Source organism: Geomonas paludis (genome assembly GCF_014193585.1).
Lineage (GTDB): Bacteria > Desulfobacterota > Desulfuromonadia > Geobacterales > Geobacteraceae > Geomonas > Geomonas paludis.
Genome location: NZ_BLXY01000011.1, coordinates 82,674 through 106,610, shown reverse-complemented (window position 1 = coordinate 106,610; position 23,937 = coordinate 82,674). Strand labels below are relative to the sequence as shown.

Below are 23,937 nucleotides of genomic sequence, written 5' to 3'. Positions count from 1 at the left end.
ATGAAGCAGCAGCAGTCGCCTTCCGTGGCAATCGTCGGCCTGGGCGGGATCTTTCCCGACGCGCCGGAACTGACAACATTCTGGGAAAACATCCGTAACGCCAAGAGCGCGGCGCGCGAGGTCCCGGCCGGACGCTGGGCCCTCGCGGCTGACGCCGCCTTTCATCCCGAGGCCGGCAAGCCGGACCACGTCTACTCCAAGCGTGGCTGCTTCATCGACAGCCTCCCTCCCCTGTCCTCGCTTTCCGGGCTGCACATCGACCCGAAGCTTGCCGACGGGCTGGATCCCGCTTGCCACCTGCTGCTGCACGCCGGCAAGAGGGCCTTCGACAGTGCGGTCACCGCCAAGATCGATCGCTCCCGCGTCGGCGTTATCATCGGCAACCTGGCACTTCCCAGCGAGAAATCCGCGGAGCTCTCCCGTGCCCTCCTGGGGCGGACCTTCGAAGAGAAGCTTCTGGGGCACGCCGGCAGTGATCCCATTCCCAACCCACTCAACCGCTACGTCGCCGGCCTTCCCGCCGGGCTTCTGGCTGCCGCACTCGGTTTGGGCGGCGGCTGCAGCACCCTGGACGCCGCCTGCGCCTCCTCGCTCTACGCGATAAAGCTCGCCTGCGACGAGCTCCTTTCCGGCCGCGCCGACGCCATGCTCACCGGCGGTCTGTCCCGTCCCGATCCCCTCTACACCCAGATGGGCTTCGCCCAGTTGCGCGCCCTGTCGCGCCGCGGCATCTGCTCGCCTTTCGACGCCTCCGGCGACGGGCTGGTCGTGGGCGAAGGCGCCGGCATCTTCGTGCTGAAGCGGCTGGATGACGCCCTCGCGCAGGGAGACAGGATCTACGGTGTGATCAAGGGGATCGGCCTCTCCAACGACGTGGGCGGCAGCCTCTTGGCGCCCATGGCCGACGGCCAGTTGCGTGCCATGCGCTCCGCCTACGAGAAGGCCGGCTGGGCGCCGCAGGACGTGGACCTGATCGAGTGTCACGCCACCGGCACCCCGGTCGGTGATGCCACCGAAGTCGGCAGCCTCAGGGAACTATGGGGCGACGCCACCGGAAAGGGATGCGTCATCGGCTCGGTGAAGTCCAACATCGGCCACCTCTTGACCGCCGCCGGTTCCGCCGCGCTGACCAAGGTGCTGCTGGCCATGGCCGAGGAAACCCTGCCGCCAACCGCGAACTTCAAGCAGGCTCCGGAGAGCTTCCAACTGGAGCAGAGCCCGTTCCGGGTACTGCAGGGGGCAACCCCGTGGCAGCGCCGTGGCGACGGCGTGCCGCGCCGTGCCGCCGTCTCTGCGTTCGGGTTTGGCGGCATCAACGCGCATCTGCTGGTCGAGGAATGGCTGCCCAGTGGCGTAGCTGCTGAACCTGAAACAAGGGGGACAGGCACCTGGCGGAGCCAGTCCCCGGCCATAGCGGTGGTCGGGCTCGACGCCCGCTTCGGCAAGTGGCAGGATCTGAAATCGTTCCAGTCCCGTGCCCTGGGTGGCGATGCCGCTGCCAAACCGTCCCAACCCAAGGACTGGTGGGGCGCCGAGCAAAGCGCCTGGTTTGCCACGGAAAAGCTGAAGGACACCCCCTTCTCCGGCTTCTATCTGGACGAGTTCGCCCAACCGACCGACCAGTTCCGGATCCCGCCCAAAGAGCTGGAGGAGATGCTGCCGCAGCAGCTGCTCATGCTGCAGTCGGCGGCAGCCGCCATCAAGGATGCGGGCATGGAGCGCGGCGACAACCTGCGCGCCGGTGTCTTCGTCGGCATTGCGCTCGACCTGAACAGCACCAATTTCGCCTTCCGTTGGACCATCGCGGAAAAGGCGCAGGCATGGGCGCGTCAGCTCGGCCTGCAGCTTTCGCCTGAGGACCTGGAGCAGTGGATCGAACAACTGCGTAACCAGGCAGGCCCGGCACTCACCGCCAACCGCACCATGGGTGCCTTGGGGAGCGTGGTCGCCAGTCGCGTGGCGCGCGAGTTCCGCTGCGGCGGCCCCAGCTTCACCATGTCCAGCGAGGAAAGCTCCGGCCTGCGTGCGCTGGAAACCGCGGTGCGCCAACTGCAGTCCAACGAGATCGACCGCGCCATCGTGGGCGCCGTGGACCTAGCCGGTGACTTCAGGGCCGTCATCGGGCAGCACCTGAATCGCCCCTACTCCGGCTTTGGCAGCGCCACCCCCTTTGACCAGTCTGCCGACGGCACCGTGGTCGGCGAGGGCGCCGCTACCGTGATCCTGAAGCGTCTTGAAGACGCCGAGCGCGACGGGGACCGGATCTACGCCGTCATCGGCGGCGTGGGGAGCGCCAGCGGCGAAGTCATGCTCCCCGGCGTCCCCGCCTACCGTCACGCGCTGGAACGTGCTTACGGTGAGGCAGAGGTTGCTCCTGCCAGCATCGGACTCATCGAGGCCCACGGCAGCGGCAACGCAGCCGAGGACCGGATGGAAGCCGCGGCACTCACCGAGTTCTTCGATGAGCCGGGTCCCGTAGCCCAGCCGAGGAGGATCCCCGTTGCCAGCGTCAAGGCCGACATCGGCCACACCGGCGCAGCTTCCGGCCTCGCCTCGCTGGTGCGCGGCTGCCTGGCGCTGTACCAGGAGATCATCCCCGGTACCCGGGCCGGTGAGCGCCCGGTGAGCCAGCTATCCGGTAACGGCGCCCTCTTCCTGCCCAACGGATCGCGCTACTGGCTCAGAAACCGCAGCGAAGGTGCGCGCCACGCCGGTGTCAGCGTCTTCGGCGTGGACGGCAGCGTGAGCCACGTGGTGCTGCAGGGCTACGACAACGTACCGGAGCGCGCCACCGTCGAACGGGTGGCCCCGCTGGCGGGCTGGGACGAGTTCCTGTTCATCATCACCGGTGCCGACCGGCAGGAACTGGCTGAAGGTGTGCGGCAGTTGCGGGAAACGGCCGAAAAGAGGCCGGCACCGGAAATGTCGTTCCTTTCCCGGCGCGTCTGCAAGGAAAGCAGCGCCTCCGGCGCACCGTTTGCCGTGTCGCTGGTGGCGCGCAGCGCCGACGAGTTGGTATCGCTGTGCCAGCAGGGAGAGCGGATCCTGCGCTCCGATGCGGCTTATGCCGAGGCGGTGCTGCACCCGTCCCAGCGCGACCGTCTCTTCTTCAACGCCAACCCCATCGGCAAAAACGGCAAGATCGGCTTCGTCTACCCCGGTTCCGGCAACCATTTCGCCGGCATGGGGATGGAACTCTCCGCCCGCTGGCCCGAGGTGTATCGCCGCCAGGACGCGGAAAACCTGTACCTGCGCGAGCAATTCCAGCCGGAGCAGTTCTGGAACGGCGCGCCCATCGACAGCGTCCACGAGAATCATCTGGCCGTCATCTTCGGGCAGGTAGCCACTGGCTGCGCCGTCACCGACGTGGTGCAGCGTTTCGGGATCAAGCCCAACGCCGTGATCAGCTACAGCCTGGGCGAGTCCGCCGGGCTCTTTGCCACCCGCACCTGGACCGAACGCGACCTGATGCTGACCCGCATGAAGGCGTCCACACTGTTCACCCGCGATCTCGCCGGCGAATGCCGCGCTGCCCGCGAGGCTTGGGGCGAGCCGGATGGCAAGGAGATCAACTGGAGCATCGGCGTGGTCGACGCCCCCGCGCGCGAAGTGCGGCGCGCCCTCAAAAAGACCAGCCGCGTCTACCTGCTCATCGTCAACACGCCGGACGAGTGCGTCATCGGCGGCGACGTGAAGTGGGTAAAGCACCTGGTGGCCATGCTCGACTGCCGCTTCTTCCCGCTGCAGGGTGTGACCACCGTGCATTGCGAGGTGGCGCGCCAGGTGGCCAACGCCTACCGCGACCTGCACGTTTTCAACACCAACCCGCCCGCCGGCGTGACCTTCTACAGTGGCGCCGCCGGAAGTGCCTACCAGGTGAACCGCCGCAGCGCGGCCGAGTCGATACTGGCCCAGGCCGTGGAAGGTATCGACTACCCGAAGGTGATCGAAGCCGCCTACGAGGAAGGGATCCGCTACTTCATCGAAATGGGCCCCGGCGCTTCCTGCAGCCGGATGATCGGGCGTATCCTCAACAACCGTCCCCACGTGGCCCGCTCGGTCTGCCAGCCGGGTACCGACGCCAACTCCGGGCTGCTGCGCCTCATGGCCCAGCTCAGCGCCGAGCGCGTACCGGTCGACCTGGAGCCGCTCTTCTTGAACGTGCCCGATGTACCGGTGTTGGCATCGGCAGTGGCATCCGAGCCGAAAGGGCTTCGCTTCTCCACGGGGGGCTCCCCCTTCGCACCGGAGAGGGGACTGGCTCCGCAGGTGGCAGTCCCCCTAGCACCCACTACCGACGTCGCGTCGTTGGCTGCAGAGAGAGAACTGGCTCCGGCTGCAACCGCTGCGCCGGTAATGCCAGTCGTAAATAAACCGGTAAGTACGATCGAAAAAGCACCAACTGCGGCTGGCTTTACGCCCGCTACAGCGGCAACTACCACGACCGTTAACGCACCTCTGGCTTCGGCACAGCCCACACCCATTACGGCTGCACCGGTCGCTGCGGTTGCACCTCCTGTCGCTCAGGCGGCTGCCGCCGAGCCGGTCGGTGATCCTTTGCTGGGCGATTTTGCCCGGGCCCGGGACGCACACCAGCAAGCCCACGAGGCGTACCTCCGCGTGGCCAACGACCTGAGCCGCTCCATCGCCGACGCGCTGGCACTGCAGATATCCATTCAGGAGCAGATGGTGGCTGCAGGGATACCGGTTGAGGGGCAAATCCCCTCTGTCTCCCCTTCGCAAAGGGGAGGACGTGGGGCATGTGCAGCGATCGATACTGCAGCACCGTCTGTAGCTCCAGCTCAGGCACCGGCTCCCATGCCTGCGCCCTACCCTGGCGCGCTGCCGGCGCTGTACGACTACGACATGTGCCTGGAGTTCGCTATCGGGTCGGTGGCCAAGATGCTTGGTCCCGAGTTCGCCGAGGCGGATAGCTACCCTACCAGGGTTAGGCTCCCGGACGTGCCGCTGCAGCTCGTGCACCGCATCGTGGCACTCGAGGGCGAGCCGAAATCGATGACCAGCGGCCGCGTGGTCACCCAACACGACGTGCATCCCGGCGCCTGGTATCTGGACGGCGGCCGCATCCCGACCTGCATCGCGGTCGAGGCGGGCCAAGCCGACCTGTTCCTGTCCGGCTACCTCGGCATCGATTTCATCACCAAGGGACTCGCCGTGTACCGGCTCCTGGACGCCGTGGTGACCTTCCACCGCGAGCTTCCCGCGCCGGGCGAGACCATCAACTACGACATCCGCATAGAGCGCTTCTTCAAGCAGGGCGAGACCTACCTGTTCCGCTTCCACTTCGAGGCGACCGTGAATGGGCAGCCGCTCCTCTCCATGCGCAATGGCTGCGCCGGCTTCTTCACCCAACAGGAGCTCGATGCCGGCAAGGGGATCGTGCGCGGCGCCATCGACCTGCGTCCCCGCACCGGCAAGCTGCCGGCGGACTGGCAGTACCTGGTCCCCATGCAGCCCGCTTCTTACGATGCGCGGCAGTTGGATGCCCTGCGCCGCGGCGACCTTGCCGGATGCTTCGGGCCGCTCTTTGCCGGTCTGCCCATCCAGCGGCCGCTCACCATACCCGGCGGCAGGATGGAACTGGTGCACCGCGTCATGGAACTGGTACCCGATGGCGGGCGCTGCGGCCTCGGTTTCATTCGCGCCGAAGCGGACATCCATCCCGACGACTGGTTCATCACCTGTCACTTCGTCGATGACCGCGTCATGCCGGGCACGCTCATGTACGAGTGCTGCATGCACACGCTGCGCATCTTCCTGCTGCGCCTGGGCTGGGTCGCCGAGGCCGACGGTGCCGCCTGGCAGCCGGTCCCCGGCGTGGCCAGCCAGCTCTGCTGCCGCGGCCAGGTCCTGGAGACGACAAAGGTGGTCACCTACGAGGTCACCGTGCGCGAACTGGGTTACCGCCCGGAACCGTACGCCATCGTCGATGCACTGATGTACGCCGACGGCAAGCCCATCGTCGAAATCACCAATATGTCCGCGCGCCTTACCGGCACCACCCGTGAAGCGCTGCTTCAGCTGTGGCAGCCTAACGTGGCGCAATCGCACAACTTTGCCCCGGTCGCAGTGCAGGCGCCTGCCTACGATCAGAAGCCGGCCATCTACACCAAGCAGCAGATCCTGGCATACAGCAACGGCAATCCTTCCGAAGGGTTCGGGGACCGTTACAAGGTCTTCGACAGCGAGAGGAAGATCGCCCGCCTCCCCGGTCCGCCGTTCCAGTTCATGGACCGGGTTACCGGCATCAAGGGCGAGCCGTGGCAGATGGTGCCGGGCGCCATGGCCGAGGCGCAGTATGACATCCCGGTGGACGAGTGGTATTTCGCCGCCGACCGTCAGCCGCGCATGCCTTTCGCCGTGCTCCTGGAAGCCGCGCTGCAGCCCTGCGGCTGGCTGGCGGCCTACGTCGGCTCCGCGCTCACCAGCCCGACCGACATCTCCTTCCGGAACCTCGGCGGCACTGCCGTTCAGCATCGCCCCGTTACGCCGGAAAGCGGCACCCTGACCGCCACCGCGACCCTCACCAAGGCCGCCACCAGCGGCGGGATGATCATACAGGAGTTCGACTTCTCCGTCGCTGACCGTCATGGCGTGCTGTACGAAGGCGAAACCATGTTCGGCTTCTTTGCCAAGGAAGCGCTGGCCAACCAGGTTGGTATCCGCGAGGCGGCTCCGTACATTCCGAGCGCCGAGGAAGCCGGCCGCGGGCGTTCCCTCCCCTACCCCGAGCAGCGTCCCTTCCCGGACAAGATGCTTCGGATGATCGACAGGATCGACCTGTACGTCGCCGATGGCGGCCCGGCAGGCCTCGGCTATATCAGGGGGACCAAGACCGTTGTCGGCGAGGATTGGTACTTCAAGGCGCATTTCTACCAGGACCCGGTGACGCCGGGATCGCTGGGGCTCGAATCGTTCCTGCAGTTGATGAAGTTTGCCGCCGTCGAGCGTTGGGGATGGAACGAAGGAGACACTGTTTCCGCCGTAGCCCTGGAGCGCAAGCACCGCTGGCTCTACCGTGGCCAGGTCGTGCCGACCAACAAGGAAGTCACGGTAATGGCGTGGATCACAGCCGTGGACGACGCCAACCGCGTCCTTACCGCCGCAGGATTCTTGTACGTGGACGGACGTGCGATTTACCAGATGAACGACTTCACCGTGCAGGTGGAGAGAGGCTAAACCTAACGGCCGTTCTACGTTCTACGTTCTACGTTCTACGTTCTACGTTATCTCGGGTTCGCGCTCCCTCTCCCTCCGGGAGAGGGTTGGGGTGAGGGCGCTGCAATTGGCAACCCTCTCACTCCGTGGCGTCGCCCTCACCCGCCCTTCGGGCACCCTCTCCCAAAGGGCGAGGGGGTGATGAGGCGGCTGGACCACACTCCCTCGCAAGGTTGAAGGGGTGATGAGGCTGCTTGTACATAATGTTTTCTCTGTGCCCTTTGTGGACCTCCGTGTCCTCTGTGGTCATGCTTTCCGCTTTTAAGTTTTTCAGCTTCAGTTTCTTAAGGTGCTAGATGAAGTATTCCAAGGTATATATCGAATCTTTCGGTTACGAGCTTGCTCCGGTGGTGGTCACCTCGGACGAGCTCGAGGCGCGGCTGGAGCCGCTTTACAAGACGCTGCACTTCACCCCGGGACAGCTGCAGGCCCTTACCGGGATCCGCGAACGGCGCTGGTGGGAGCCCGGCTTCCAGCTCTCCAAGGGCGCCATCGCGGCCGGTAAAAAGGCACTGGCAGCGGCAGGCATCTCCCCCAACGAGATCGGCGCCCTGCTCTACACCGGCGTCTGCCGCGAGCGCTTCGAGCCGGCCACGGCCTGCCGCGTCGCCGCCGGCCTGGGCGTCTCGGGCAACGCCGCCATCTACGACCTCTCCAACGCCTGCCTGGGCGTCTTGAACGGCATCCTGGAGGTCGCCAACCGCATCGAACTGGGGCAGATCCGGGCGGGCCTGGTGGTCTCCTGCGAGAGCGCACGCGATATCAACGACGTCATGATCGCCAAGATGCTGGAAGACCGCAGCATGGAGAACTTCGCCAGCTCGCTGGCCACGCTGACCGGCGGCTCGGGCGCGGTCGCGGTGCTCCTCACCGACGGCTCCTTCTCCAAGTCTGGCCGCAGGAGGCTGCGCGGCGGCATCGCCCAGGCGGCCCCCGAACACCACGGGCTCTGCCTCTGGGGCATGATCCCGGACGGCAGGGGTGGGTACGAACAGTCGATGAGCACCGATGCGGTCAGCGTCATGAACTACGGCGTGGAACTGGGACGCCGCACCTGGGACGAGTTCCTGCCGGAGGTGGGCTGGCGGGAGACCGACGTGGATCGCGTCATCTGCCACCAGGTGGGGAGCGCGCACCAGAGCGCCATCCTCAAAACGCTCGGCATCTCGCTGCACAAGGACTTCACCAGCTACGAGTTCCTGGGCAACATGGGAACCGTGTCGCTGCCGCTGACCGCCGCACTGGCCGACGAGCGGGAAGTCCTTTCCGCCGGCGACCGTGTCGCCCTCTTGGGCATCGGAAGCGGCCTTAACTGCCTCATGCTGGGAGTGGACTGGTGAGAGACGAAGTGAAAAAATACTACCCCTTCACCGGCCGCACCCTCGACCTCGACGGCCTCGCCTACCACTACCTGGACGAAGGGACCGGCGCGCCGGTGGTCATGGTGCACGGCAACCCGTCCTGGTCCTTCTATTACCGGAACCTCGTGCTGGCGCTGCGCGACAACTACCGCTGCATCGTGCCGGATCACATCGGCTGCGGTTTCTCCGACAAGCCCGGCGACGACCGCTACGACTATACCCTCTCGCGCCGCATCGACGACCTGGAGCGCCTGATCGACTCCCTCGATCTGCAGGGGAAGATCACCCTGGTGGTGCACGACTGGGGCGGAATGATCGGCATGGGGTACGCGAGCCGCCACCCGGAACGGATCGGCCGCATCGTGGTCCTCAACACCGCGGCGTTCCATCTCCCCAAGGAGAAGACCTTCCCGCTGGGGCTGAAGATCTGCCGCGATACCATGCTGGGCACCCTGCTGGTACGCGGTTTCAATGCCTTCAGCGTCGGCGCTTCCATCGTCGGCTGCAAGAAAAACCCGATGTCGCCGGAACTGATGCAGGCCTACCGCGCCCCCTATGACTCGTGGCAGAACCGGATCGCCACGCTGCGCTTCGTGCAGGACATTCCGCTTGCCCCCGGCGACCGCGGCTACGACCTGGTGAGCGAGATCGCCAACGGGCTGGATCGCTTCCGCGAACTCCCCATGGCCATCTTCTGGGGCGAGCTCGACTTCGTGTTCGACACCACCTTCCTGGCCGAGTGGCAGCGCCGCTTCCCCAATGCGCAGGTGAAGAGCTACCCCGACGCCGGGCATTACATCCTCGAGGACATGAAAGAGGAAGTGGTGCCGATGATCGTGCAATTTATGCAGCAGACCGAGACCCGGGAGACTGCCTGACCGATGGCCGAAACCGAATTCGTCAACATTGCCGCGCACCTGCCGGAGATGGCCCGGCGCCAGCCGGACACCAGGGCGATCATCTTCCCCAAGGGGAAGCGCAGCCTCACCTTCTCCGAACTGAACGGTCTGAGCGACAAGATCGCGCGCGGCCTGATCGCCAACGGCATACGCAGCGGCGTGCGCACCGTGCTCATGGTGACGCCGAGCCCGGAGTTCTTCGCCCTCACCTTCGCCCTCTTCAAGGTTGGCGCGGTGCCGGTGCTCATCGACCCGGGGCTGGGCATCAAGAACCTGAAGCAGTGCTTCTCCGAGGCGGAGCCGCACGCGTTCATTGGCATTCCCAAGGCGCACATCGCCCGCAAGCTCTTCGGTTGGGGCAAGGAAACCATCCGCACCTGCGTTACCGTCGGGCCGCGCCTGTTCTGGGAAGGGACCACGCTGGCCAAGATCATCGCGGAGCAGCAGGACGACGCCCCGTTCACGCCCGCCCCGACACAAAAGGACGATGTAGCCGCCATTCTCTTCACCAGCGGCAGCACCGGCATCCCCAAGGGCGCCATCTACAGCCACGGCAACTTCTCCGCGCAGGTGCAGGCGCTCAAAGAGGTGTACGGCATCGAACCGGGCGAGATCGATCTCCCCACCTTTCCGCTCTTCGCCCTGTTCGCCCCGGCGCTCGGCATGACCGCGGTGATTCCAGAGATGGACTTCACCCGTCCCGGCTCGGTAGATCCCAAAAAGATCGTGGGGCCGATCAACGAGTACGGTGTGACCACGATGTTCGGTTCCCCTGCGCTCATCAACCGGGTGGGCCGCTACGGCGTCGAGCACGGCGTGAAACTGCCGACCCTGCGTCGCGCCATCTCGGCCGGTGCGCCGGTTCCGGCCTCCGTGTTGGAGCGCTTCACCAGCCTGTTGAACCCCGGCGTGCAGGTCTTCACCCCCTACGGCGCCACCGAGGCGCTCCCGGTCTGCTCCATCGGCAGCACCGAGATCCTTGAGGAAACCCGCAAGATTACCGACGCCGGCGGCGGGGTCTGCGTCGGCCGTCCGGTCGAAGGCATCCGCCTGGAGATCATCCAGATCACCGACAACCCCATCTACGGCTGGGATGACATGCTGCGGGTCCCGACCGGCAAGATCGGCGAGATCGTGGTGCAGGGAGAGCAGGTGACCCGCGGTTACTACAACCGCCCGGAATCCGACCACCTCTCCAAGATCATCGACCCGGCAACGGGCTCCTTTTTCCACCGCATGGGCGACCTCGGCGGTATGGACGAAGAAGGACGTGTCTGGTTCTGCGGCCGCAAGGCCCATCGCGTCGAGACCGAGGCGGGTCCGCTCTACACCATCCCCTGCGAGGCCGTCTTCAACACCCATCCCGCCGTGTTCCGCAGCGCCCTCGTGGGCGTCGGCGAGCCGGGGGCACTCACGCCGGTGATCTGCATCGAGTTGGAGAAGGACGTCAAGGTCGACCAGGAGCAGATCCGCAAGGAGCTGAAAACGCTGGCTGAAGAGCATATTCACACCAGGTCCATCGAGACCATCCTGTTCCATCCCGCCTTCCCGGTGGACATCCGGCACAACGCCAAGATCTTCCGTGAAAAGCTGGCGGTCTGGGCTGCAGAGAGTTTGAAATGCGCGCGCTAGTCACCGGAGGGGGCGGTTTTCTCGGCTCGGCCCTCGTGAGACAGCTGCGCGCCCGCGGCGACGAGGTGGTCAGTTTCTCGCGTGGCGACTACCCGGAGCTTGCCGCGCTCGGTGTCGAGCAGCGTCGCGGCGACCTTTCCGACCTGAACGCCGTCGTCGAAGCGGCCAAGGGGTGCGACATCGTCTTCCACGTGGCAGCCAAGGCCGGCATCTGGGGCGATTTCCAGGAGTATTACCTGGCCAACGTCGTCGGCACCGAGAACGTGATCGCCGCCTGCCGCATCCTCGGCATCAGGCGCCTGGTCTACACCGGCTCGCCGAGCGTGGTATTCGACGGCTCCGACGTGGAGGGTGGCGACGAGTCGCTCTCCTACCCCGCCCATTTCCATGCCCCCTACCCGCACACCAAGGCGCTAGCCGAAAAGGCCGTGCTCGCCGCCAACTCGCGCACCCTCTCCACCGTCTCCTTGCGGCCGCACCTGATCTGGGGACCTAACGACAACCACCTGGTGCCGCGCATCGTCGCCAAGGGGCGCGCCGGGGCCTTGAGGCGCATCGGCAGCCGCACCTGCCTCGTCGATACCGTCTACGTGGAAAACGCCGCCGAGGCGCACCTGAACGCGGCGGACCGCCTCGCAGTCGACGCCCCGCTGGCGGGGAAGGCGTACTTTATCTCCAACAGCGAGCCGATTCCCCTTTGGGACATGGTCAACGCTATCCTCGATGCCGCAGGCGTCCCGCCGGTTACCCGCACCATCCCCGCCGGAGTGGCCTATGCCGCCGGCATCGCCTGCGAGCTGGCCTGGAAGACGCTGAGGCTTCCCGGCGAACCTCCCATGACCCGCTTCGTTGCGAAGGAGCTCGCCACCTCCCACTGGTTCGACATCTCCGCCGCGCGCAGGGATCTCGGCTATACGCCGCGCATCTCGACGCAAGAAGGGTTGCAGCTGCTGCGGGCGTCGTTCGAGGCAGGGGCTTGATTCCCGTCGCCGGACTGGAGGCGGTACGTGCGCAGTACCGGCTCGAACCGCTGCAGCGCCCGGAGCAGGAGAAAACGCGGCTGATCGGCTATTTAAGCGAAGCCGAACTGCGCCGCGGCGCAAGGCTGCTCGACAGCGGCAAGCGTGAAGAGTTCCTGGTGGGACGGGGTTTGTTGCGGGAAATCCTGGCGGGTCTTGTCGTGGAGGAACCCGGGCGGCTTGTCTTTGCGGAAGGCCAGTTCGGCAAGCCGTATCTCGCCGCTGGACAGGTGGCCGAAGGGCTGCGCTTCAACGTTTCCCATGCCGGCGGTCAGTTGCTGGTAGCGGTGTGTTACGGCGCGGAGATAGGCGTCGATCTGGAAGAGGTACGGCAGGACCTGGCGTTTCGCCCCATGGCGGAGCGCTATTTTTCTGTGCGGGAGCGGGAAGAGTTGTTCGGGCTGGACCCGCGGCAGCAGTTGGAAGCGTTCTACCGTTGCTGGACCAGGAAGGAAGCCTATATGAAGGCGGCCGGCAGCGGTTTTTCCCAACCCTCCACCGGCTTCGATGTGTCCTTGCGCCCGGGTGAACCTGCGGCCCTCCTGGGGCACGGAGCCGACCCGACCGAGGTCAACCGCTGGCGTCTCGCAGACCTGCCGGTCCCCGCCGGTTATTGCGCGGCTTTGGCAGTGAACTCCTCCCCCCGGAGGGGGGAGGTTGGGAGGGGGGACGTACCAAGCAACTGCTGACTTGCAGCCCCCTCCCTGTCCCCTCCCCCTCCGGGGGCGGGGACGCTACGGTCCATAGTTCTCTGGAAACGATGCCCCCTACAGTTTTCCCATAAGTCCCATCCTTCCCATCCCTCCCATAATTCCCATCACCCTTTGCTTTTCCCCCTAAACGCCCGGTACGCCTCCATGTGGCTCCTATACTTCACCAGGCTCACCTCGCTGTTGAGCCAGGCGTAGATGATGGCGTTGGTTTCCTTGTCCCACTTGAAAAAGAGCCGGTGCTCCTTGGTCGGCTTGGCTCGACGCCACTGCCGGTAGGCGTGCCCCTCGGCCTCCCCCTGGTAGTAGGAGGCATGCTGTGGGTCAGCCGGGATCTCGTCCTTGATGGCGCGATACACCCGCGCCAACAGCTTCGCCTGGGGCGAATCCTTGTAGGTCTGCGGGTTCCTTTCCTTTTCCTTGGCCACCACGGCGATCAGTTCGTCCAGCACCTGTTCGAAGGCGGCGTGAAAGCGGATGCGCGACTCGTTGCTTACCATCCTAAACCTCCACGTCTCTGATCAGTTCCTCGATCAGCTTCATCTTGTCGGGGTCCGGGACCCTGATGGTGTCGGCACTTAAAGCAAGTTCCCGTTCCATGCTGTCGTAGAGTTCGTACAAGGTACCGTTCTCCACCGAAAAGGAAAACGCGTCGAAGATGCGGGGATGGCAGGCCATGGTGGCGAGCCTTTCGGACACCCGGTCCTCGTAGTAGGTGGCCACCAGGTTGTCCGGGAGTACGAAACGATAGTGGATGAAGGAAGAGTCCTTGCCGCGCACCACTTCGTAGCTGTAATGCTGCAGCATGGCGTCGGTCTCGGAAAAGGCGGTTCCTATTGCGCTTAGCACCGTCTTCAGGTCCTGCTCCGCCAGTCCCTGGCGAGCCAATGCCTCGTTCACCGCCTCGTAATCGCCCTGACGCGGGTGCCGCACCCCTTCGTGATCCTCCTGCCACTGGGACAGCAGTTTTTTGAGCAGCGAGAATCTACCGGTTAACGGCGCGATACCGATGGCGGCGTTGAGCAGTTTCGGTTCCTGGGGCGCGCGATCAAGCGCGAGCAGGGCGTACTTGGCCGCATCGTTCCAAAGACAGGATTTTTCCAGGGTGAAGGCGTAGTACATCAGGGAGAGATAGGAGTCGGAGAGTTCGATGGCCTGAAGATACTGGGCGTGCATCGTGGCGATGTCGTGTTCCAGGCAGGCGACCAGCCCAAGCAGGACGTGGGCTGAGACAGGGTCTTTCTTCAGCAGCGTCTGCGCCGCTTTCTTGTATTTGGCGAGCTTGAGCCCCTGGGTCACGTCCCGGCGGGTGAAGCCCCCCAGTTCGCGCAGGAGTTGGCCAAAATCAGGCTGCTTTCGGAAGAACATGGCCCGGGTCAGCTAAGCGCGGTGCCGCAGAACCGGCATGAATTCTCGCGCCATTTGCTGAACTCGCTGCATTTCGGGCATTGCCGGTAGTGCCCCTGCACCGGGCGCTGGGGGCGCTGAAAGAGCGTGATCATCACGGTGGGAGCAAAGAGGGCGTTCAGCAAAAACCACAGCAGCGGGTTGCGCCCCTTGGTGTAGGCGACATAGGCGCCGATGGTTCCCGGCAGGAGGAAGAAAACAACTACGAATCCCCATTCCATCATGTTGCTAGGCATGTACGCTCCGTTATTCCGTGTAGGGCTGGATCAGGTTCTCGGTTCTGTCCTGGTGATGGTGCTGCGCAGTTCGAGCCCCAGCAGCCCGGCCGCCTCGTGCACCGCGTTCAGGTAGCGCTCCTTGAAGTGCGGCAGTGCTTCGGTCGGGTTGCCATCCTCGTCCCAGGGAAGCTCGGTGCGTGACAGCACGATCATGATCTCTTCCAGGGCATCCCTTTGCTTGCGCAGTTCGCGGATCTCTTGCACAGCCTCCCGCAAAAGCTCTGCCACTGCGGGATCGTTCGTGGTCGCTGACTGCAGCTTCTGTAGCATATCGGTCATGGTTCACTCCTCTTGAGTGGAGGCATGGTAGCAGTGAGGCGTATACGAGTCAACAGCCTTTATAGCAAAGGTTTGACGGCTGATTTCATGCGCCTGTCGCCACTGCAGCGCTGCATTGCACACTTCTTTTAATTGCCAAAGCCCAACAAAGGCTTTATGCTCTCCCAGTCGCAGTCACCACTACTCAAACAAAGGACGATTCATATGAACAGGTTCGTTGCACTACTCATCGGCTCCGCACTCACCTCTCTCGTCGCCGCCAATGGTTTTGCCGCTGAGGCAGCCCCCGCCGCAACCCTGGCAGCGCCCCCTGCCGCTGCTGTTGCCCCGGCTACCCCGACTGCACCGGTCAAAGACGCTGACGCGAGCGCAGTAAAGATCGCGTACATCGACATGGCCAAGGTCGCGGCAGAGTCTCCGGAAGGAAAGGCAGCCGGCGAGTCGCTCAAGAAGAAGTCGGAGCAGTTGCGCAGCAAGCTCGACGCCAAGACCAAGCAGCTTGAGAAACAAAAAGCTGCCATCGAGGCGAAACTCCCCACCATGACGCAGAAGGAACGCGCCGCCAAGGCAGCCGAGTTCCAGAAGAAGGTCGAGGAGTACCAGAAACTTGCGCGTAACAGCGAGCTCGAGGTAACCCAACTGCAGGACAAGCTCACCAACGAAATCGGCGGCGTGATCAAGAAGGCTGCCGGTGAGTACGCCAAGGCCCACGGTTACCTGCTGGTGGTCGAGGAAAAAGGTGTGCTGTTTGCGGACGAAAAGGTGAAGTCCAAGGACATCAGCGAAGAGGTTGCCGCCGAGCTCTCGAAGAAAGGAAAGAAGTAACCCCTTGCCCCCTTAAGACATCTGAAACTGGAATCGCTTCGCCGCCTTTGGACTTCCTGGCGGCGAAGCTTTTTTCAGCCCCAAAGTCCCTCCTTCTGCGCGACCTCGAAAAATTAGCGTTCGCTAAGACAAATTTACAAATGTTGGTAGACTGTCACCTTGTTTCTGGGAAGGACCAATTTCCGAGCGGCACAGGGGACAACGATGATGCTACGACTTTGGCTTATTTCGCTTTGTCTGGCGCTGGTCATCTCCTTCCGGTGCGGGGTTGCGGAAGCGACTCTGGGTGAACCGGCCGATACCATCGCCAGGGACACCAGGAAGTTCTCCGGCGTGCTCCAGAAGTCTTTGGTCCGGCCCAGGTACCGTGTCCAGTCCATCGCATCCGGGATCACGGCCACCACGGTCCGGGAGTACGTCTCACCTTCGGGCGTCGTCTTCGCGGTAGCGTGGAATGGCCTGGTGCACCCGGACCTGCAGGTCCTGCTGGGCAATTACCACCAGGACTACCGCAAGGCGCTTGCCAGTGCCGTGCGTGAACCCGGGCGCCGGGGTACCAAGGTGACGACGGAACGGCTGGTAGTGCAAACCTGGGGGCACATGCGAAACCTGCAAGGGCGGGCCTATCTTCCCGAACTCCTGCCCGAAGGAGTGAGCGTCGATGAGATCCGTTAAGCTATCGGCAGTCTTGACCATGGTAGCGGTGCTCGTAGGGTTGCTGGGATGCGGCGGCGGAGGGAGCAAGGGACCTGCACTCACCTCGATCTCGGTAACCCCTGTCAATACCACGATCACCGTCGGTACGACCGGGCGGTTCACCGCCACAGGCACCTATTCCGACAACAGCACACGGGACATTACCAACCAGGTTTCCTGGACCTCCTCCACTGCAGGGGTCGCGACCATAAGCAATGCGGCAGGGACCAAGGGGACGGTCACCGCGTTGTCGGTTGGAACCACTACAGTGACGGCAACCCTTGGCACGGTGACGGCAAGCACGGTTGTCACCACGACACCGGCGTCGAATCCTGCCGCCAACGTCATGCCGTTAACCGTCAACGGCTCCCTCTGTTCAAGTGGCAGCTACCTCAACAAAGCCTGCGTCAGCGTCACCATCTGCAACCCCGACCTCTCGGCCTGCCAGACGGTAAATGACATCCTGCTCGACACCGGCAGCTACGGTCTGCGGGTCTTTCAGCAGGCGATCCCCAACCTGACCCTGCCGCCGGTTGCCAGCGGTGCCGGTTCACTTACCGGTTGCGTCCAGTTTGCCGACGGCAGCTCGCTTTGGGGCCCGATCCGCACCGCGATGGTGAAACTGGGCAATGAGCCGTACGTCTCGGTGCCGATCCAGGTGATAAACTCCAGCTTCGGGTCGCTCCCCCTCCCCTGTTCCAACGCCGATCCTACCCCGGTCTCCTCCGGCTTCGCCGGCATCCTGGGGGTGGGCGTGTTCAAGGAGGATTGCGGCGCGGGCTGTAGCATTACCGCCAACAACGGCGTCTACTACAGTTGCAGCGGGACCAACTGCGTCGGGACCTCAGTCCCGCTGGCAGACCAGGTGCAGAACCCGGTTGCGGCACTTCCGGTGGACAACAACGGACTCATCGTGAGCCTGCCACCGGTTCCCGTCGGCGGGGTGCCATCCATCGACGGATCCGTGATCCTGGGAATCGGCACCAGCACCAACAACACCTTGTCGAAGCCGGTGGTCCTCAAGACAGACGCCGCCGGCGATTTCACCACCGTCTTCAACGGGATCGCCATCAACGGCTTTGCCGACACCGGTTCCAACGGCCTGTTCTTCCCCAACGCCGACCCCAGCGTGCTCCCGGTATGCGCCTCGCCCAACACGGACTGGTACTGCCCGCCGGTGACCCGTACCTTGCAGGCAACCAACGTGAGCGCCACCGGCTCGCCGTCGTCCACGGTCAGCTTCCAGATCTCCAACTTCATTACCCTCGTGAACAGCTCCAACCGCGTTTTCAGCGACATCGGAGGGCAATCCGGCTTCGGGTTCGACTGGGGACTCCCCTTCTTCATGGGGCGCAGCGTCGCCTTCGGCATCGAAACCGAAACCTCACCCCTGGGCACCGGCCCCTACGTTGCCTATTGATACGATTACGCCTACAGTACAATAAAGCACCTTGCTCCTGGCAGGGTGCTTTTTTGTACCTGATTACTTCCGCTAGTTCCCTCTCCCTCCGGGAGAGGGTGCCCGAAGGGCGGGTGAGGGAGGGGCCACGAAGCGGGATCATTGCCTATTGCAGCGCCCTCACCCCAGCCCTCTCCCGGAGGGAGAGGGGGATGGACAACTGGCGGAAGATAGTCGCTAATCGTTTTTCTTTATGAGATAGTATCGTCTGTGTCTTGATTTGAACTGGCAGCAAAGGAGGGAGATCCGTGTTGAGGTCACTACTGATAGTTCCGGTTTTGCTTGTTGCCTTGGTCCACGTGCCGGCCGCTGTTGCCGAGAGTAAACCGCAAAACACCGAGCAGCAGGAAACGCATAATAAGCCAACAGCGCCGTCAAGAGCCGTGGTAACCACCCACAAGGCAGTCATCGGCGGCAATGAACTGTCGTACCAGGCCTGCGCCGGTACGCTGCCGGTGCAAAACGATGCGGGAGACACCGAGGCGGAGATCTTCTACGTCTCCTACCGCGTCCCGCAGCCTGCAACCGCCAAACCACGCCCCCTGCTGTTCGTGTTCAACGGCGGTCCGGGTGCAGCGTCGGTCTGGTTGCACCTGGGCGCGCTGGGCCCCAGGCGCGTGCAGATGATGCCGGACGGCAGCATGCCGGCGCCCCCCTTTCACCTGGTCGACAACGCCTCCAGCTGGCTCGATGTAGCCGATCTCGTCTTCGTCGATCCTGTCGGCACCGGTTTCAGCCGCGCCGCCAAGCCCGACCTCGCCAAGAAGTTCACAGCGGTGCAGGCAGATATTGACTCACTGGGGCGTTTCATCAGGCTCTTTCTCACCCGCAACGGGCGCTGGGACGTCCCCGTCTTCCTGGTCGGCGAGAGCTACGGCACCTTCCGCTGTGCCGGTCTGGCCGAGCAGCTGGTGGAGCACGGCGTGGCACTGAACGGTCTGATCCTGGTTTCCAGCGTCCTCAATATGCAGACCATAAGCTTCGATTTCGGCAACGACCTCCCCTACCAGCTTTCCCTTCCCAGCTACACGGCGACCGCCTGGTATCACCGTAAACTCGCACCCGAATTGCAGGCGGACCTGGGCCGGACCCTGGCACAGGCAGAGCAGTGGGCTGCAACGGAGTATCTTTGGGCTCTGAATCAGGGGGATCGTCTGGGTGCGGCGGAGCGCAAGGCAATAGCGGCGAAAATGGCGGGATTCACCGGGCTCGGCGTCGAGCTGATCGAGAACAGGAACCTCAGGGTCGATAACCGGGATTTCGCGAGGGAGTTGTTGCGCCGCGAGGGGCGCATCGTCGGATTGATGGACAGCAGGTTCAATGCGGAGAACCCGGAACCGGGCAGACACCTCGCTTTCGATGCTACCGTGACCAACATCCGTCCTCCCTTTACCAGCGCCGTCAACGCGTACCTCAGGGATGAACTCGGCTACCAATCCGACCTGGAGTATTTCGTGCTGGGAGGCGGCATCGGCCGCTGGGACTGGGAGGCCAAGAACAGCTACGCCGACACCAGCGAGAACCTGCGTGACGCGATGGTAAAGAACCCCTACCTGAAGGTCATGGTCGCCTCGGGCCTCTTTGACCTGGCCACCCCCCACTTCGCCACCGACTACACCGTGGCGCACCTGGGACTGGGGACGGAACTGCGGCGCAACATCTCGGTGAAGCGGTATCGCTCCGGCCACATGATGTACCTGGAGCCTGACTCACTGGCACAGCTCAAGACGGATGCGGCAGAGTTTATCCGACAAAGCCTGAAGCAATAGTTGAACTTATTGCCAGAGCGCAGGCGGCGTCGACGTTTCGATCCTGTCCTGTTCTTCCTTGGGTAAAGTTGAAAAGAAATCGAGGCCGGTCTGCCTTTCCACCTCGCGCACCGGTACCAGGTACTTCGGCATGTCCTCGGTCTCCAGCGCCTGGTTCGGCATGATCAGCGCCAGTGCCTCGTGCCGGGCCGGATCGAGAACGACTTTATACAGGGCTGACGGCACGGCGACCTGGTTGCGCCCGATGGTCTTCACCGCCCCCTTCGGGTAGATCGGCCCGCTGTAGATGAAAACTTCCCCCCGCTGTTCCACCCACCTGCGCACCTTCTCTTCCAATTCGGCCCAGATGCCGCGGTTCATGCCGGCGCCCGCTTGAGGCACCATGTTGGAGAGGTAGAAACTCTCGGACATCGCCTGTTCGTCCCATGCCATGTCTGCGGCGGGCGCCATGTGGCCGCGGTCGTAACCGGATCCGCGGTAGTCGGAGAGTTCGGCGCGCTGCCCCTTGGGAAGGTCGAGGTCGGGACGGAAGTTATTGGTACGTTTCAGCTTGGCCTGCAACCGCTCCCTGGTCATCCTTTCGACGACCCAAAGCGGCGTCTTCCTTTGCGCGTCGTGGCTCAGCAGGAAGCCCTTGCGGCAGAGCAGGTCGCCGCTTTGCCCGGGCACGCCGTAGAGTGCGAACTCGTGGCACTCCTCGAGAGCTCCGCCGAAGGCAGAGGTTGCCGACACAAAAAAGAGAAAGACGAATTGGAAGAGATGGCTACGAGGCATGGCACCGCCGCAAAGCCCCGTGGGGGCGGAGTTATTTCGCGGCAGTTTAGCAGGAGGAAGCAGCCCGGTGCAACAGTCTTGGCAACTTCAGGACAGGTCCCGCTCTGTCTCGACGTTGTTGAGATTCAACTTCCTGTTTATCTCGCGCACGTACTGTGGCTCTTCCTGTTCCAGGTTGTCCCCCTTAAAGCCCAGGAGGAGCTTTAAGAGATAACAGAACAGCCCAAGCCCGAGACAAGGCAGCACCCCTCCCAACACCAGCATAAACCCTGAATATTCCACGCTGACCTCCTTCGTCAGAATCTTCAGACTTCAGCGGGAACCAGAATATATTAGTTTAAATTAATGTCAAGTGTGCGCTTCTTTAATGTTTCGCTCAGGCGGCCCGAGTCGCTGGTGGGCAGGGATCTGCGGTCGGAGTAAAAAAAATTTAACGACACTGTTTACAGGATGCATTTGTCGTTTATTATAGACGTGGTGAAGATGTTCTAATGCTTTCCGCGAGGTACTACTGACAATGCACGAGGGATTCCACTCAGACCACAGCCAAAGAGCTGCCGCAGAGACTTTCCATCGCACCGGCATGACCGAGCAGATCGCAGAGGTTAAGGCAAAGCTGATTCACAATGTCAGGCGCAACTCGAAAAGGTATGGTGCACTGACCTCCTCCCGCATCCTGACCGTACTCGCCAAAGGACTGCCGGGTGAACTGCAACATGGGGTGCTGGATGCAATCTCAGCAGGCGCCCTGGCCAGTGACATACGCACACTGATAACCCCGTCCGGACAGTTATTTCTCTATTCCCAGGAATACATGAGCATCGAAGATGCCGCCGCCAAAGGGAAGCTGGAAGAGGTGAAGCATGCCATGGCGGAAAAGATCCGCAGGGATTCCCGGGTCCTCACCGCCCTTAGTCCGTTGAACAGCATGTTCGCGCTGTTCCCGGATATCAAGCCCGTGAAGATCTGTTCGCTGCTCAACGAGATGCAGACCCAGGTGCAGTACCGGGACATCAAGACCGTCTCCGCCTTCAGTGGCGAGCTTTACCTTTATTGCGACGCCCACATCACCGAGAAATACGCCGGCCTGCTGGTTCGCTCGGCCGTTTCCGACGCCTGCAGCACCATCGTCGACACGGTGCGGGAAGAATCCCGCATCTACCCCAGGCCGACCAGGATAAGCCTTTTCACCAGCCAGGTTTACGGCATCCCCGCCGCCACGCTCCACCCCTGCATCGTGCGCATACTCAACTCACCTCAATACGCGGACATCCGCAAGCTGGTGCACCCGGAAACCGAGGCTGAATACCTCTATTCCACCCTCCACATGAACGAGGAGCAGGCCTTCTCGCTTATGAACTGGATGGAGGAAGAAGCGACGGCTGGAGTGAGAGTGCCACTACTTCCGCAATGTCCCTGACTTGGGCGTTGGTGCCGGTCAACTCCTTGATACCGTCCTCGAACATGGTCATGCAGAAGGGGCAACTGACGCAGATCATCTCCGGTTGCTGCGCGAGCGCCTCCTGCACACGGTTGCGGTTGATCGGCGTCCCTTCGTGCTCCTCGAGCCACATGCGCCCTCCCCCGCCCCCGCAACAGAAAGCGTTCCCCCGGTTGCGCCCCATCTCCAGCGGCTCCCGCCCGGTAGCCATCGTGAGCGCCTCGCGAGGAGCATCATAGACGTCGTTGTGCCGCCCCAGGTAACAGGAGTCGTGAAACACCACCCGCCCGACATCGCCGCTGCCGTCGGTCTTGAGTCTCCCGGTCTTTAGCAGGTCGTTGATCAACTCGCTGTGATGTATCACCTCCAGTTCCAGGCCGTACTGGCGGTAGTCGTTCTTCAGCGTCGTGAAGCAGTGCGGGCACTGGGTGATCACCTTGGCAACCCCCTTGGCCACGAACTGCTGCACGGCCTGCTTGGCCATCTGGTCGAACAGGTATTCATTGCCCAGGCGCCGCACGCTGTCGCCGCAACACTTCTCCTCCTTGCCCAACACTCCGTAGGAAACGCCCGCCGCGTCCAGCACGCGGGTCAGCGCCACCGAAACCTGCTTGTTGCGCGCGTCGAAGGCGCCGGAACAGCCGACGAAAAGCAGGTATTCAGTCTCCCCCGCCTCGAAAGGGCGCAGGTTCAACTGCGAACTCCACTTGCTCCGTTCTGACGGCGCCATGCCCCAGGGGTTGGAGCGCTGCTCCATGTTCTCGAAGAGGTTCAGCAGTTCCACGGGGAATGTGGCTTCCATCTGCACCATGTGCCGACGCATCTTGACGATCTTGGGAAGATGCTCGATGAAGACCGGGCAAACCTCCATGCAGGCGCCGCACGAGGTGCAACTCCACAGGGCGGCGTCCCTGGTACTCCCGTTTTCCCCGCTGCCGATCAACGAGATCTGCCGCTCCGCCGCGCGGTCCCCGGAGAGCTTTGCCATCACCCCGCCGTTTTTAAGCAGGTTTTCCTTGAGGGCATGAATGACCTGGCGCGGATTGAGCTGCTTCCCGGTGCTGGCTGCGGGGCAGGATTGCTGGCAGCGGCCGCATTCGGTACAGGAGAATGAATCGAGCAGGTCCTTCCAGGAAAGCTGCTCCAAGGTGGCCGCACCGAAGCTGTTTCCTTCCAGAAAGGTCTCGCGCTCCTGTGTGTTGCACTTCCCCATGCTGCGCAGGAATACGTTGGGTATGGCGGTAAGTATGTGCATATGCTTACTGTAGGGCAGGAAGTTCATGAACCCCAGCAGCACCACGGCGTGGATCCACCAGAAGATGTTGCCCGCCGTTTCCAGATGCGCTGCTGCGGGTGTCGCCTGCAGCAGGCCCGCGACAAGATTCGACACCGGTGTGGCGGAAGTCGAAGGGAGCACGCCTTGGGCGATGCGCACTCCGTTGAGCCCGAAGTAAGCCAGCATCAGTATGGCGATCATGGAGAGGATGAAATAGGCCTCGAAGGTGCGGGCTCCGTCGAATGGAGGCCACGCCGTTCGCCGCACTGCTGCGATAACGACAGCGGCAAAAGCCGCCAAGGAACAGGCGTCGAACAGCAACAGCAGAGCGCCGTGGAGCGGCGCCGGGAGCAGCGCGAAGGAAAGCGCCGGGGCGATGCCAGAAACGAGGAATTCCAGGTTAGCCAGGGCCAGCACCAGGAACGCCCAGAAGATGATGCCGTGATTCAGGCCGAAGGGGCGGCTTACCACCCTCTTCTGTCCGACCGCGTACACCAGCATTTCTTTCAGGCGATCGACGGGACGGTCGAAGCGGTGCTCGCTCCGGCCTACAGTGACGAGCGACAATCTTCGGTAACAGCTGAAGGCAAATGTGGCAAGCGAAACGGTAAGCAAAGCGGTGAAAAGTGTCAGTTCCATTTAAGGCTCCATTTTGATGCCGGGAGGGGACTGGCCCCGCCAGGTGCCTGTCCCCTTATGCTTGGGGAAACTGGCTGAGCTGAAAGAAGCGTTCCTAGATGCTCCATAAAGTCTTGGCAGAAAGCAGTTACGCAAAGAACCCGAAGCATGCGCAAAGAACGCTAGGTAATGCCAAAAAATCCCCCGAGTTCTCCGCGGATACTCAGTGTCCTTCGCGTAACTGCTTTAAGGTTT

At 63.1% G+C, this 23,937-nt stretch carries 18 protein-coding genes; 11 read left to right on the top strand and 7 right to left on the bottom strand.

The annotated features are described in order from the left end of the window. From H7687_RS18135 to H7687_RS18110, 6 genes are all read left to right on the top strand, one after another. On the top strand, positions 1 to 7,200 hold the full coding sequence (locus H7687_RS18135) for a beta-ketoacyl synthase N-terminal-like domain-containing protein (protein ID WP_183350030.1): 7,200 nt from the start codon (positions 1 to 3) through the stop codon (positions 7,198 to 7,200). Positions 7,201 to 7,535: 335 nt separating this feature from the next. Beyond that, positions 7,536 to 8,579, top strand: coding sequence for a 3-oxoacyl-ACP synthase III (locus tag H7687_RS18130; protein WP_183350028.1), 1,044 nt, complete (start codon positions 7,536 to 7,538; stop codon positions 8,577 to 8,579). Beyond that, a complete protein-coding gene (locus H7687_RS18125) occupies positions 8,576 to 9,478 on the top strand; it encodes an alpha/beta fold hydrolase (protein WP_183350026.1) in 903 nt (300 codons plus the stop codon). Before H7687_RS18130 ends, H7687_RS18125 begins: the two co-directional genes overlap by 4 nt. 3 nt (positions 9,479 to 9,481) lie before the next feature. Then, entirely contained in the window at positions 9,482 to 11,131 is a 1,650-nt protein-coding gene (locus tag H7687_RS18120) for a fatty acid CoA ligase family protein (RefSeq protein WP_183350024.1), read from the top strand. Next, positions 11,119 to 12,111 (top strand): NAD-dependent epimerase/dehydratase family protein, encoded by a 993-nt coding sequence (locus H7687_RS18115; RefSeq protein WP_183350022.1) that lies wholly within the window; start codon positions 11,119 to 11,121, stop codon positions 12,109 to 12,111. The genes H7687_RS18120 and H7687_RS18115 overlap by 13 nt, the downstream gene beginning before the upstream one ends. Further along, positions 12,108 to 12,839: a 4'-phosphopantetheinyl transferase family protein gene (locus H7687_RS18110; protein WP_183350020.1), complete on the top strand. Its 732-nt coding sequence runs from the start codon at positions 12,108 to 12,110 to the stop codon at positions 12,837 to 12,839. Before H7687_RS18115 ends, H7687_RS18110 begins: the two co-directional genes overlap by 4 nt. A gap of 128 nt (positions 12,840 to 12,967) precedes the next feature. On the opposite strand, the gene H7687_RS18105 is transcribed toward H7687_RS18110, so the two are convergent. Genes H7687_RS18105 through H7687_RS18090 form a run of 4 tightly spaced genes read right to left on the bottom strand, consistent with a single transcriptional unit; the run spans position 12,968 to position 14,824 of the window. Further along, positions 12,968 to 13,360, bottom strand: coding sequence for a type II toxin-antitoxin system YhaV family toxin (locus H7687_RS18105; RefSeq protein ID WP_183350018.1), 393 nt, complete (start codon positions 13,358 to 13,360; stop codon positions 12,968 to 12,970). 1 nt (position 13,361) lies between these two features. Further along, positions 13,362 to 14,228 (bottom strand): hypothetical protein, encoded by an 867-nt coding sequence (locus H7687_RS18100; RefSeq protein WP_183350016.1) that lies wholly within the window; start codon positions 14,226 to 14,228, stop codon positions 13,362 to 13,364. 8 nt (positions 14,229 to 14,236) lie between these two features. Continuing rightward, the gene (locus H7687_RS18095) at positions 14,237 to 14,503 is read right to left on the bottom strand and encodes a hypothetical protein (RefSeq protein WP_183350014.1); all 267 of its coding nucleotides are present in this window, start codon (positions 14,501 to 14,503) and stop codon (positions 14,237 to 14,239) included. Positions 14,504 to 14,533: 30 nt separating this feature from the next. Then, on the bottom strand, positions 14,534 to 14,824 hold the full coding sequence (locus H7687_RS18090; RefSeq protein ID WP_183350012.1) for a hypothetical protein: 291 nt from the start codon (positions 14,822 to 14,824) through the stop codon (positions 14,534 to 14,536). A 204-nt stretch (positions 14,825 to 15,028) separates the two neighbouring features. On the opposite strand from H7687_RS18090, the gene H7687_RS18085 reads away from it, so the two are divergent. From H7687_RS18085 to H7687_RS18070, 4 genes are all read left to right on the top strand, one after another. Further along, entirely contained in the window at positions 15,029 to 15,649 is a 621-nt protein-coding gene (locus H7687_RS18085; RefSeq protein ID WP_183350010.1) for an OmpH/Skp family outer membrane protein, read from the top strand. Positions 15,650 to 15,853: 204 nt separating this feature from the next. Beyond that, entirely contained in the window at positions 15,854 to 16,324 is a 471-nt protein-coding gene (locus H7687_RS18080) for a DUF2844 domain-containing protein (protein ID WP_183350008.1), read from the top strand. Further along, on the top strand, positions 16,311 to 17,765 hold the full coding sequence (locus tag H7687_RS18075) for a DUF3443 family protein (RefSeq protein WP_183350006.1): 1,455 nt from the start codon (positions 16,311 to 16,313) through the stop codon (positions 17,763 to 17,765). The genes H7687_RS18080 and H7687_RS18075 overlap by 14 nt, the downstream gene beginning before the upstream one ends. Before the next feature lie 422 nt (positions 17,766 to 18,187). Continuing rightward, on the top strand, positions 18,188 to 19,573 hold the full coding sequence (locus H7687_RS18070) for a S10 family peptidase (protein ID WP_246404983.1): 1,386 nt from the start codon (positions 18,188 to 18,190) through the stop codon (positions 19,571 to 19,573). A gap of 6 nt (positions 19,574 to 19,579) precedes the next feature. Here H7687_RS18070 and H7687_RS18065 read toward each other — a convergent pair whose 3' ends face one another. Both H7687_RS18065 and H7687_RS18060 read right to left on the bottom strand, forming a co-directional pair. Beyond that, entirely contained in the window at positions 19,580 to 20,347 is a 768-nt protein-coding gene (locus H7687_RS18065; RefSeq protein ID WP_183350002.1) for a DNA/RNA non-specific endonuclease, read from the bottom strand. An 87-nt stretch (positions 20,348 to 20,434) separates the two neighbouring features. Further along, positions 20,435 to 20,629 carry a hypothetical protein gene (locus H7687_RS18060; protein ID WP_183350000.1) on the bottom strand — a complete coding sequence of 65 codons (195 nt, stop codon included), beginning with the start codon at positions 20,627 to 20,629 and terminating at the stop codon, positions 20,435 to 20,437. Positions 20,630 to 20,864: 235 nt separating this feature from the next. Between H7687_RS18060 and H7687_RS18055 the strand changes: the two genes are divergently transcribed. Then, a complete protein-coding gene (locus H7687_RS18055; RefSeq protein ID WP_503826695.1) occupies positions 20,865 to 21,767 on the top strand; it encodes a YdhW C-terminal domain-containing protein in 903 nt (300 codons plus the stop codon). Here the strand turns inward: H7687_RS18055 and H7687_RS18050 are convergent. Continuing rightward, positions 21,700 to 23,703 (bottom strand): (Fe-S)-binding protein, encoded by a 2,004-nt coding sequence (locus H7687_RS18050; RefSeq protein WP_183349997.1) that lies wholly within the window; start codon positions 23,701 to 23,703, stop codon positions 21,700 to 21,702. The two genes, H7687_RS18055 and H7687_RS18050, sit on opposite strands and share 68 nt — an antisense overlap. Between the last annotated feature and the right edge of the window lie 234 nt (positions 23,704 to 23,937).